The sequence below is a fragment of the Streptomyces shinuiensis genome (genome assembly GCF_043660855.1).
GTDB lineage: Bacteria > Actinomycetota > Actinomycetes > Streptomycetales > Streptomycetaceae > Streptomyces.
On sequence record NZ_JBIHML010000001.1, the window covers coordinates 3480904 to 3492531 of the forward strand.

The 11628-nt window shown below is 74.3% G+C and carries 9 protein-coding genes; 6 read left to right on the top strand and 3 right to left on the bottom strand.

The genetic code is table 11. The features are described from left to right. Nucleotides 1-233: 233 nt before the first annotated feature. Nucleotides 234-1805, top strand: a complete 1572-nt coding sequence (locus tag ACGRHY_RS15940) for an alpha/beta fold hydrolase (RefSeq protein WP_394636000.1) — start codon at nucleotides 234-236, stop codon at nucleotides 1803-1805. Nucleotides 1806-1995: 190 nt separating this feature from the next. On the opposite strand, the gene ACGRHY_RS15945 is transcribed toward ACGRHY_RS15940, so the two are convergent. Further along, entirely contained in the window at nucleotides 1996-3096 is a 1101-nt protein-coding gene (locus ACGRHY_RS15945) for a citrate synthase 2 (protein WP_394636001.1), read from the bottom strand. Between the two features lie 439 nt (nucleotides 3097-3535). Between ACGRHY_RS15945 and pdxH the strand changes: the two genes are divergently transcribed. Continuing rightward, a complete protein-coding gene (gene pdxH, locus ACGRHY_RS15950) occupies nucleotides 3536-4189 on the top strand; it encodes a pyridoxamine 5'-phosphate oxidase (RefSeq protein ID WP_394638076.1) in 654 nt (217 codons plus the stop codon). A 368-nt stretch (nucleotides 4190-4557) separates the two neighbouring features. Further along, the gene (locus ACGRHY_RS15955) at nucleotides 4558-5979 is read left to right on the top strand and encodes a PAS domain-containing protein (protein ID WP_394636002.1); all 1422 of its coding nucleotides are present in this window, start codon (nucleotides 4558-4560) and stop codon (nucleotides 5977-5979) included. 36 nt (nucleotides 5980-6015) lie between these two features. On the opposite strand, the gene ACGRHY_RS15960 is transcribed toward ACGRHY_RS15955, so the two are convergent. Continuing rightward, nucleotides 6016-6819 carry an SIS domain-containing protein gene (locus tag ACGRHY_RS15960; protein ID WP_394636003.1) on the bottom strand — a complete coding sequence of 268 codons (804 nt, stop codon included), beginning with the start codon at nucleotides 6817-6819 and terminating at the stop codon, nucleotides 6016-6018. Nucleotides 6820-7073: 254 nt separating this feature from the next. Between ACGRHY_RS15960 and ACGRHY_RS15965 the strand changes: the two genes are divergently transcribed. Together ACGRHY_RS15965 and ACGRHY_RS15970 are read left to right on the top strand one after the other, a co-directional pair. After that, complete coding sequence (locus ACGRHY_RS15965) at nucleotides 7074-7769, top strand: iron-dependent transcriptional repressor DtxR (RefSeq protein ID WP_394636004.1); 696 nt, start codon at nucleotides 7074-7076, stop codon at nucleotides 7767-7769. Between the two features lie 459 nt (nucleotides 7770-8228). Beyond that, a complete protein-coding gene (locus ACGRHY_RS15970; protein ID WP_394636005.1) occupies nucleotides 8229-9098 on the top strand; it encodes an alpha/beta fold hydrolase in 870 nt (289 codons plus the stop codon). Nucleotides 9099-9225: 127 nt separating this feature from the next. On the opposite strand, the gene ACGRHY_RS15975 is transcribed toward ACGRHY_RS15970, so the two are convergent. Continuing rightward, a complete protein-coding gene (locus ACGRHY_RS15975; RefSeq protein WP_394636006.1) occupies nucleotides 9226-9897 on the bottom strand; it encodes a bifunctional DNA primase/polymerase in 672 nt (223 codons plus the stop codon). A 343-nt stretch (nucleotides 9898-10240) separates the two neighbouring features. On the opposite strand from ACGRHY_RS15975, the gene ACGRHY_RS15980 reads away from it, so the two are divergent. Continuing rightward, entirely contained in the window at nucleotides 10241-11626 is a 1386-nt protein-coding gene (locus tag ACGRHY_RS15980) for an NsdA family TPR-like regulatory protein (protein ID WP_394636007.1), read from the top strand. Nucleotides 11627-11628: the final 2 nt, after the last annotated feature.

The following is an 11628-nucleotide window of genomic DNA, read 5'->3' on the forward strand; positions in this document are numbered from 1 at the left end:
GGGCGGGGGCCGGAACCGTTCGCCGTTCGCCGTTCGCCGTTCGCCGTTCGCCGTTCGCCGTTCGCCGTTCGCCGTTCGCCGTTCGCCCGATGGTGCGAGGAGGAGCACGACGAAAGTTACGGACGCGTAACTTACCGTCGGGTTACCGGTGGTAAGTTACGCGTCTAATCTCGGGTCACCTTCCCCCACGCCCGCCGGCCCCCCGCCGGCGGCACGACCCAGGAAGAGGGCCCATGGGACACCCTCGCAGGCGCCTGCGCACGTCCGCCGCCGTCGCAGCCGTCCCGGCCGCGGTGCTGGCCGGGACCGTCGCCGGTCCGGTCTCCGCCGCCCACGGCACGACCGCCTCGTCCACCGTCCGCTTCGTCGAGATCCCCGGCGACGGCGGTACGCCGCTGGCCGCCAACGTCGTCGTACCCGGCGACGCGGACGGAGAGCGCCGCTACCCGCTCGTCGTGCTCCCCACGAGCTGGTCCATGCCGCAGATCGAGTACCTCGCCCAGGCGAAGAAGCTCGCCGACTCCGGCTACGTGGTGCTCAGCTACAACTCGCGCGGCTTCTGGCAGTCCGGCGGCGAGATCGGGGTCGCCGGTCCGCCCGACATCGCCGACGCCGCCAAGGCCGTCGACTGGGCGCTGGCCAACACCCCCGCCGACCCCGAGCGGATCGGCATGGCCGGCATCTCCTACGGCGCCGGCATCAGCCTGCTGGCCTCCGCCCACGACGACCGGATCAAGGCCGTGGTCGCCATGAGCGGCTGGGCCGACCTCGTCGGCTCCATCTACAGCGGCCGCACCCAGCACACCCAGGCGGCCACGTTCCTCACCGGCGCCGGCTACCTCACCGGCCGCCCCGGCGACGAGTTCAAGGAGATCATCTCCGGCTTCCTCGCCTCCGACCTGGACAAGGAAGGGGACATGATCGCCTGGGGGAAGAAGCGCTCCGCCGCCACCCACATCGACCGCATCAACGCCAACGGTCCCGCGATCATGCTGGGCAACGCCTGGGGCGACTCGATCTTCCCGCCCAACCAGTACGCCGACTTCTACGAGAAGCTGACCGGTCCCAAGCGCCTGGAGTTCCGGCACGGCGACCACGCCACCCCCGAGATGCCCGGCCTGCTGGGCCTGCCCAACGACGTGTGGAACAGCGCCGAGCGCTGGCTCGACCACCACCTCAGGGGCGAGGACAACGGCGTCGACCGCGAGCAGCCCGTCCGGCTCACCGACCGCCGGGGCGACCAGGAGGGCTACTCCGACTGGAAGTCCGTGCCCTCGGGCACCGAGCGGATCGCCCTGGACGACACCGAGCGCCTCCTGGCGAACGCCGACTCCGGCGCGAACGGCGGCACGGTCCTCCTCTCCAGCGTCTTCGACCGGCTCACCGGCCTCCCGCCGGTGGTCTCCGTTCCGCTGCTGCCCGACTGGTACTCCGCGGTCTGGAAGTCCGATCGGTACGCCACCGCCCGGCAGATCCGGGGCACCGTGAAGCTGCACACGACGGTGACCTCCAACCGGTCCAGCGGCACCTTCGTCGCCCACCTCTACGACGTCAACGCCCTCGGCGTGGGCAGACTGGTCACCCACGCGCCGTTCAGCTTCCACGGCAGGACGCCGGGCGAGGCGTTCGGCGTGGACCTGGAGCTGTTCTCGACCGCCTACGACGTCCCGGCCGGACACCGGCTCGCCCTGGTGATCGACACCGTCGACCCGCTCTACGCCGAACACAACCCGTTCGGCGCGAAGCTCGCCTTCTCCTCGCCCGCGGACGACCCCTCGTACGCCGAGATCCCCGTGCGCGACTGACCGGCCCGCTCCGGCGCCCACCGGCCCTGCCCCGCCGCTCCCGGCGGGGCGGAGCCGTCCGTTTTCCCGCGGGCCGGCCCCGGCGCGGCGGCGGGGGCCGTCGCGCCGGGGCCGGCGTGATGTCCGTACGGACGGACGGACGGGCGTACGCCCCTCCCGGCGCCCGGAGGCGGGCGCCGGGACGAGGGCTTCAGCGGGCGACCTCGTCGTAGCCCTCGATCTCCCGCAGGCTGCGCGAGCCCGGGCCCACGTAGCGCGCGGAGGGGCGCACCAGGCGGCCGGTGCGCTTCTGCTCCAGGATGTGCGCCGACCAGCCGGCGGTGCGGGCGCAACTGAACATCGAGGTGAACATGTGCGCCGGGACCTCGGCGAAGTCCAGCACGATCGCCGCCCAGAACTCCACGTTGGTGGCCAGCACCCGGTCCGGGCGCCGGTTGTGCAGCTCCTCCAGCGCCGCCTTCTCCAGGGCCTCGGCGACCTCGAAGCGCGGCGCGCCCAGCTCCCTGGCGGTACGGCGCAGCACACGGGCGCGCGGGTCCTCGGCACGGTAGACGCGGTGGCCGAAGCCCATCAGGCGCTCGCCGCGGTCCAGGGCGTCCTTCACGTACGCCCGGGCGTCCCCGGTCCGCTCGATCTCCTCGATCATGCCCAGCACACGCGAGGGCGCGCCGCCGTGCAGCGGGCCGGACATCGCGCCCACCGCCCCCGACAGCGCCGCCGCCACGTCCGCGCCGGTGGAGGCGATGACGCGGGCGGTGAAGGTGGAGGCGTTCATGCCGTGCTCGGCGGCCGACGTCCAGTAGGCGTCCACGGCCGCGACGTGCTTGGGGTCGGGCTCGCCCCGCCAGCGGCGCATGAAGCGCTCCACGACGGTCTCGGCCTTGTCGATCTCCCGCTGCGGCACCATCGGCAGACCCTGGCCGCGCGCCGACTGGGCGACGTACGACAGCGCCATCACCGCGGCCCGTGCCAGGTCGTCGCGGGCCTGCTCCTCGTCGATGTCCAGCAGCGGGCGCAGGCCCCACACGGGTGCGAGCATCGCCAGCGCGGACTGCACGTCCACCCGGATGTCGCCCGAGTGGACCGGGATGGGGAAGGGCTCGGCCGGGGGCAGACCGGGGGTGAAGCCGCCGTCCACCAGCAGGCCCCACACGTTCTCGAAGGAGACGTGGCCCACCAGGTCCTCGATGTCCACACCCCGGTAGCGGAGGGCGCCGCCCTCCTTGTCGGGCTCGGCGATCTCCGTCTCGAACGCGACGACTCCCTCGAGTCCGGGTACGAAGTCGGACATCTGGCGGCTCCTCGTATGTGGTTCGGTAGGAGGACGGCGGGCACCCCAGGGGGCCGGTCGGCTCTCTGCGGGCGTGCCTGCGCGGTTCCGCCGCCGCGTGGGGCCGGCGGTCCGGGCCGGCACCCGGTCCTGCCCTGCTGCTGTTGGGCTGCCGGTGGTGACCGGGCAGTGAATGGTCGGACACGGTGGCCCGCGCTGTGCGGAAGCCACAGTGGTCCAGCCAGCGATTCTGTCCGGTTCGGCAGGTGCGGGGAAGAGTGAGATGCGGCACACTCCCCGTTTCCCCGTCTCCAGGTGTACACGCTCCGGCAGGCGGGCAAACTCGCCCGCCACCGCCCGATGCCGTGCGCCGGACGTGTTGCAAGATGAACGCGTGCCCCAAGCCGACGACGCAGCCCGTGAAGCCCTCGCCCACCGCCCGCACCTGGATCCCGCCGCCATGAGGGCCCACTACCGGGCGGAAGGAATCCGGGAGGAGGATCTCGCCGCCGACCCGTACGGGCAGTTCCTGCGCTGGTTCGAGGAGGCGGTGGCCGGCGGCCTCCACGAACCGAACGCGATGGTCGTCTCGACGGCCGACGAGCAGGGGCGGCCCAGCTCGCGCACGGTGCTGCTCAAGCAGTTCGACGAGCGCGGCTTCGTCTTCTACACCAACTACAACTCGCGCAAGGGCCGCGAGATCGACGCCAACCCGTACGTCTCGCTGCTCTTCCCCTGGCACGCCGTCGCCCGCCAGGTGATCGTCGGCGGCCGGGCGGAGCGCACCGGCCGCGACGAGACGGCCGCCTACTTCCGCACCCGTCCGCACGGCTCGCAGCTCGGGGCGTGGGCCAGCGAGCAGTCCTCGCGGGTGGCCTCCCGGGAGGAGCTGGACCGCGGGTACGCGCAGCTCGCGGACCGCTACCCGCAGACGGAGCGGGTCCCGGTCCCGCCGCACTGGGGCGGCTACCGGGTGGTGGCGCGGACGGTGGAGTTCTGGCAGGGCCGCGAGAACCGCCTCCACGACCGCCTGCGCTACGTCCGCCGGGACTCCGGCGGCCCCGGCGGCCCGGGCGCGGCGGCGGCCTGGACGGTCGAACGCCTCAGTCCCTGACGGGCCGCTCCCGCCCGGAGACGCAGACGACCCGCGGGCCTGGCCCCGGTCGCGCCGTGCGGCGCGAGGGGGTCGGTCGGACGTACCGACAGCCCGCGGGTCGGGTGACTGCTTGGGATTGGCCGGCGGCGCCGGCATCACGCTGTGACGCCGGCCTCCTGGGCCGCAGCCACCTCACGCGTCCGGTTGCAACTCATCTGCCGAACCACCTCCCTTCTCGTGTACCCCAGACGTTAGGCGGCGGTATGGGCATGGACAAGCGAATTTCGAGGGCACAACGATTTGTGTGAATCACATGTGCGCTGCGTCACGTTCGAGTTCAATGATCGGGAGTGCAGTTGCGCGCAGCGTCCAGCTGGGGGTGCCAGGTGACGGCTCAGTCCGAGACCCACTTCGAACACGGTGCCGGTGACGGAGGCGATACCCGCGCCGGTTCCGCGGGGGGAGCCGCCCCGCCGCGGTTCGCCGGCTCCGAGGGCGAGCTGCTGCTCGCCGCCCTCCTGGACGGCATGGACGCCGCCCTGTGCGCCTTCGACGCCGACGGTGTCGTCACCCACTGGAACCGCGAGGCCGAGCGCATCCTGGGCTGGACCAGACAGGAGGCCGTCGGCAGGCGGGGGCTGGCGGGATGGGCGGTCCGCACCGCCGACGCCGAGGACGTCCGGGGACGGCTGATGGACGCGATGGCCGCGCCGGGGCGCCGGGTCCACGAGTTCGCGCTGATGCGCAAGGACGGCGGACGGGTGCTGGTGCGGGTGCAGTGCTCGGGGGTGCGCGGCGCGGACGGCCGGCCGTCCGGTGTGTACTGCGCGTTCGGCGAGGTGCGCACGCAGATCGATCTGGAGCGGTCGGTGGCCCTGAGCGAGGCCCTGTTCGAGGGTGCCTCGTGGGGGGTGGTCCTGGTGGACGCCGACCTGCGCCCGGCCGTCGCCAACCTCCACGCCGCCCGCGCGCTGCGCGTCGGCCGTACGGCCATGCTCGGACGGCCGCTGGGCGAGCTGGTGGGGGAGGGCGTGGAGGAGCTGGAGTGCGCCCTGCAGCACGTACTGGCGGAGGGCCCGCCGCCCGCTCCGGCGGAGCTGTGGGTGACGCTGCGCACCCGGGCCGACGAGCAGGGGACGGAGCGGGAGGACGGGCCCGCCGGGGACGCGCGGCGCTGCTGGCGCAGCGGTTTCCTGCGGCTGGTCTCGCCGATGGCGGAGGAGACGCCGGTGCCGCTGGGCGTGGCGTGGTTCTTCATGGACGTCACGGACACCAGACGGACCGAGCAGGAGGCGGCGCGGTTCCGCTTCCGGGGCAACCAGGCCCACCGGGCGGCGCGGGCCGCGTCCGAGTGCGAGGACCCGATGGAGGCGGCGGCCGTCCACCTGGACTTCGCGCTGGCGGGCTTCGCCGACCACGCGCTGCTGGACCTGGCGGCGGGCGGCTCCCCGGTCCGGCTGGTGCGCACCGCCGAGGCCCCGGCCCCGGGCACGACGGCGACGGGCGTCCCGGTCCCCTACGCGAGCGACCACCCGGCGCTCCAGGCGTACGAGCGCTGCGGCCCGGTGCGCACCAGCGTGGGCGGCGCGGCTGCGCAGGGTTGGGCGCGGGCCCGCAGATGGCCGGAGGGCACGGTGCACGGCCTGTGCGCGGTCCTGCGCAGCCGCGGCCGCACCCTGGGCGTGCTCACCTTCCTGCGGGGGCCGAGCCGGCGGGCCTTCGACCGCTCGGACGCGATCTACGCGGAGGGCGTCGCGGACCGCGTCGCCGCCGCGGTCGACCTCGCCCGCACCCTGTCCCGGGACTGAGCCCGCGCCCGGAGCGGGAGCACGGGGCCGGGGCCGTCAGCGCAGGTAGAAGATCCGGTCGGCGTGTTCGGCCATCACCCGGGCGTTCCACTCGTGGCCCCCGTCCACGTTCCCCGAGCGCAGCAGGGGCGGGGTGACGCCGCGGGCGGCCAGCGCGCCCACGGCCGAGGCGACGACGGCCTGCATGACCGCGCCGGCGACCACCGTCGAGGCGGGGGCGAAGGGGGCGCCGGCGCCCTCCGCCGTCAGCTCCGCGTCGCCCACCGCGATCTTGCTGTCGACGACGACGTCGCAGTGGTCCTTCAGGAAGGTGCCCGACGGGTTGCGCGGCGAGGTGGTCCGCGCGTACGCCACCGAGGTCACGCCGATCACCTTCAGGCCCAGCTCCCGGGCGCGGGAGGCCATCTCCACGGGCAGCGCGTTGCGGCCCGACAGGGAGATCACCACCAGTACGTCGCCGGCCCGCGCGGGAGAGGTCTCCAGCACGGCCGAGGCCAGCCCCTCCACCCGCTCCAGCGCGCTGCCCAGCGTCGCGGGCACGACGTCGACGCCGACCGCGCCGGGCACGGGCAGGAGGTTCAGCACGGCGAGACCGCCCGCCCGGTAGACCACGTCCTGGGCCGGCAGGGAGGAGTGGCCAGCGCCGAAGGCGAAGACGCGGCCGCCGCCGGTGAAGGCGTCGGCGATCAGCGTCCCGGCCGCCGAGATGTTGCCGGCCTCCTCCTTGCGGACCCGTTCCAGCAGGCCGACGGCCGCGTCGATGAACCGCTCGGCCGGCCCGCTCCCGTCCGCGGCCTCGCTCGCCGTCCTGCCCGCCGCCTCGTCCGCCGCCCCGCCCATCGCCCCGGCCTCCCGTCGTGTGCCGCCGTACGGCCCGGGCGCGCGCCCGGGCCGCATGCCCCGGCGAACGCTCCGGCAAGCGCCCCGGAACCTTTCGTGACGCCGCGATCACGGTGAGGTCTGGACCAGTGCGCTGTCAATACGCGGTGCTTCCGGACGGCTTCCGGACGGCTCCCGGCGGATTGGGAACGGTTGTCGGCGCCATGCGTCAGAATTGGTTGCCAGGGCCACCGCACGAGCTGACGAGGGGCACGATGTCCGGACTCATCGACACCACGGAGATGTATCTCCGTACCATCCTGGAGCTGGAGGAGGAGGGCGTGGTCCCCATGCGTGCCCGTATCGCCGAGCGGCTCGACCAGAGCGGCCCGACGGTGAGCCAGACGGTCGCCCGCATGGAGCGCGACGGGCTGGTCCGGGTGGCCGGCGACCGGCATCTGGAGCTGACCGAGGAGGGCCGGCGGCTGGCCACGCGAGTGATGCGCAAGCACCGGCTGGCCGAGTGCCTCCTGGTCGATGTGATCGGCCTGGAGTGGGAGCAGGTGCACGCGGAGGCGTGCCGCTGGGAGCACGTGATGAGCGAGGCGGTCGAGCGCCGTGTGCTGGAGCTGCTGCGGCACCCCACCGAGTCCCCCTACGGCAACCCGATCCCGGGCCTGGAGGAGCTGGGCGAGCCGCTGGAGGCCGGGCCGTTCCTGAGCGACGACATGGTGAGTCTGTCGGACCTGGACGCGGGCTCGGACGGCAAGACGGTCGTGGTGCGCCGGATCGGCGAGCCGATCCAGACGGACGCTCAGCTGATGTACACGCTGCGACGGGCCGGTGTGCAGCCGGGCGCCGTGGTCAGCGTGACGCCGGGGGCCGGCGGCGGGGTGCAGGTCGGCAGCGGCGGCGAGGCGGCGGAACTGACCGCCGACGTCGCCACGCACGTGTTCGTCGCCAGGCGCTGAGGGCGGGCGGGAAGGCCGCCGGGGCCCCGCCGGCCTTCCCGCCCGCCGGGGTTGCGCGGAACCCGGGCGGCGGGGAACGTGTCGTGACACGCTTTCGGTGATGCGTTAGGGAAGACGGAAGGGGAGCCGTCCATGGGGCTGTCGCACCATCGGGGCCCCGGCGCCGTCGCCGGCCGCCGGGGCCCCGCCTCCCCGTGTCCCCCCGTTCCGCCGCCCCCCTGCGCGACCCTGAGCCCCGAACTCCCGGGGTCGCTCCCCGCGGGCCCCCGCCCCCGAATAGCCCGCCTCCCGGTAGCTGTCTCCCCTCGGCCCGGCCGGAAGACACTCGCTGAGTGTCACTCAAAAGAGGGGTGTTGCACGTCAGATGGGTCTGTTCGAATAAAAGTTCGATAGCGTGAGGCCGGCAGGCGACGAGGCAGGCGGACGACGCGGACAGGAGGGATGGGGGTGCCGGGACACATGGTTCGACGCATCAACGTCAGGGGAGCGGACGGTCTGCGTCTCGCGGCCTGGGAGTTCGCCGACCCGCCCAAGGGCGCGCTGCCGGGAGGCGACGGGCAGACTCCGGGCGTGCTGCTGCTGCACGGGCTGATGGGCCGCGGCTCGCACTGGGCCTCCACCGCCCGCTGGCTCTCGGGGCGTTACCGCGCCGTCTGCCTGGACCAGCGCGGACACGGCCGCAGCGACAAGCCGACCGACGGCCCGTTCGGCCGCGACGCGTACGTCGCCGACGCCGAGGCCGTCATCGAGCAGCTCGGTCTGGCGCCCGTGGCGCTCGTCGGGCACGGGATGGGTGCGCTGACGGCCTGGCGGCTCGCCGCCGAGCGCCCCGACCTGGTCCGCGCCGTGGTGATCTGCGACATGCGGGCCTCGGCGCTGGGCAAGCGCTCCCAGCGCGACTGGGAGCAGTGGCTCGCGACCTGGCCGGTGCCCTTCGCCACGCTCGCGGACGTCCGCAGGTGGTTCGGCGAGGAGGATCCGCTCCTGGAACGCCCGTCCCCCTCGCGCGGCGAGTTCTTCGCCGAGGTGATGGCCGAGCGGATGGACGGCTGGCGCCCGGTGTTCTCGCGCCGCCAGATGCTGATGATCCGCCAGACGTGGGTGCACGAGGCGCACTGGGAGGAGCTGGCCCTGGTGCGCTGCCCGGCCCTGGTGGTCCGCGGCATCGACGGCGAACTCGGGCGTGCCGAGGCCCAGGAGATGGTCCGGGTGCTGCCGCAGGGCGTCTACGCCGAGGTCGCCGACGCGGGCCACCTCGTCCACCACGACCAGCCGGAGCAGTGGCGGCAGGCGGTCGAGCCCTTCCTCCAGGGCGCGCTCCCGGCCTGAGCGGCTGCGGCCGGGCGGGCCGGCGGGGCGGTGCCGAGGGGGCGTACGCCTGCGGCCGCGAACCGGCCGCCGGACGCGTCCCCCTGCCGTTTCCGCGCCGACCGTTCCCGGGCCGGCCCGGGAACGGTCAGCGCGCACGTGCCGCGGCGGCGTCGCGGCCGCAGGCGTACGCCAGTGGCCGGACGATCTCCCCGGCGTCGGGGAGCCGGTGGCCGGCGTCCGAGGGCTGCCGTACCCACAGCACCGCGCCGCGGGTGCCCACCCGGGTCGGCGGAGCCGCCACCCAGTCGCCGTCGCCCCGCGCGGTCAGGTCGACGCCGCTCGGCGACCAGCCCAGCCTCCGCACCAGATCCGGCGTCCTGGCCGCGCCGCCGGGCTGGACGAAGAAGAGCATCCGCCCGCCCGGGGTGCCGGTGACCGGGCCGACCGCCAGGTCCATGCGCTCCATCCGGGCCAGGGCCAGGCAGCCCGTGGTCTCCGGCACCTCGATCGCGTCGAAGGCCCGCCCGGTCGGCAGCAGTACCGACGCGTGAGGCCGGTCGGCCCACATGCGGCGCACTGCCGTGGCGCCGCCGGTGGCCTGCGCCGCCCAGTCGGGGCGCGTGGGGTGCGCGCCGGGCGCTCCGCAGCCGGCCGCTCCGCACGAGCAGCGCGGTACGCCCCCCTCGGTCTCGAGCCACGCGCCCGGGAACACATCCCACAGCCGTTCCCTCGTATAGCGCACCGCGTACTCGACCATCGGACCCGCCGGGCCCGCCGGACCGGGCTTGGCCGCGGTTGTCGCCGTTGTGATGTTCATGGGCTCCTCCACGATGATCACAACTTGTTCCGTGACGAGGGGTTACGGCCTGGGGATCGATTCATCCGATGCACCGTTCCGGCACGCGGGGCGCACGGGTGCACGGGCGGGGGCGCGTGCATGAACGGACGGCCTCGGATGGGTAGTTCCCTGTGCGGCGCGGCGCCGGAAATCTTGGCATATGCGCCCGGCGGTGCGGTCGGAGTGCCCGGAGCACCCGGACCGCTCGGAGCAGGCAGAGCAGGCAGAGCAGGCAGAGCATCCGCAAGAGCGGTCACAGCAGACGGCGCGGTCGGACGGACGGCGCGGTCAGGACAGGCAGCACGCAGAGGGAGGGGACCACATGGCCGCGAGGCCGCTGGTCGCACGGCAGCCGAACGAACGGCTGCAGGCGCTCATCCAGGAGGCCGGCTGTTCCAACGCCGGGCTGGCCCGCCGCGTCAACATGTGCGGCGCGGAGCAGGGGCTCGACCTGCGCTACGACAAGACGTCCGTCGCCCGCTGGCTGCGCGGCCAGCAGCCGCGCGGCCGGGCGCCGGCGGTCATCGCCGAGGCGCTGGGGCGCAAGCTCGGCCGGACGGTGACGGTCGAGGAGATCGGCATGGCGGGCGGCCGGAGCATGGCCGCCGGGATCGGCCTCCGGTTCGCGCCCACCGTCTCCGGAGCCGTCGAGCAGGCGAGCGAGCTGTGGCGCAGCGACGTGGGACGCCGCGATCTGCTCGCCGCGCGGTCGGGGGCGTTCTCCGCGCTGGTCGAGCCCAGCCGCGACTGGCTCATCTCCGCCCCGGACGCCGAGGTGGAGCGCCGCACCGGACCGAGGGTGGGGGCGTCGGACGTCGCGGCCGTACGGGACACCACCTCGGCACTGTCGGAGCTGGACCACCACTACGGCAGCGGCCAGGTGCGGCCGGTGGTCGTCCACTACCTCAACAGCGTGGTCTCCGGGCTGCTGACGGGCTCCTACACGCAGGCGGTGGGCCGCGAGCTGTTCGCCGCGGTCGCCCGGCTGACCGAACTCGCCGGCTACATGGCCGTGGACACCGGGCAGCCCGGCCTGGCCCAGCGGTACTACATCCAGGCACTGCGGCTGGCCCAGGCCGCGGACGACCGCGCCTACGGCGGCTATGTGCTCGCCGCGGGCATGAGCCACCTCGCGGCCTCGCTGGGCACCCCACGGGAGATAGCCCAGCTCGCGAGAGCCGCACAGGAGGGCACGAGGGGCCGGGTGACCCCGCGGACGCAGGCGATGTTCCACGCGGCGGAGGCGCGCGGCCACGCGCTGCTGGGCGACGCCCGCACCTGCCAGCTCGCCGCGGGGCGGGCGCTGGCGGCGTTCGACCGGGCGGAGTCGGCGACGGACGCGGGCGACGACCCGGACTGGATCGGCCACTTCGACGCCGCCTACCTGGCCGACGAGCTCGCCCACTGCCACCGGGACCTCAACCAGCCCACCCCCGCCCAGCGCCGTGCCGAGGAGGCCCTGGCGGGCCACCCGGAGCGGCGTACGCGGCGGCGGGCGATCGACCTGCTGCTGCTCGCCGCCGCGCGGCTCCAGCAGCGTGAGCTGGAACACGCCTGCCACACCGGCGCGCAGGCGGTGGAACTGCTGAACGGCCTGCGCTCGCAGCGGGGTTCGGAATACCTGGACGACTTCCGGGCACGGCTGGAGCCCCACCGGGAGGAGCCCGTGGTCAGGGAGTTCGTGCAGCGGCTGGAGCCGGCGGCGTAACG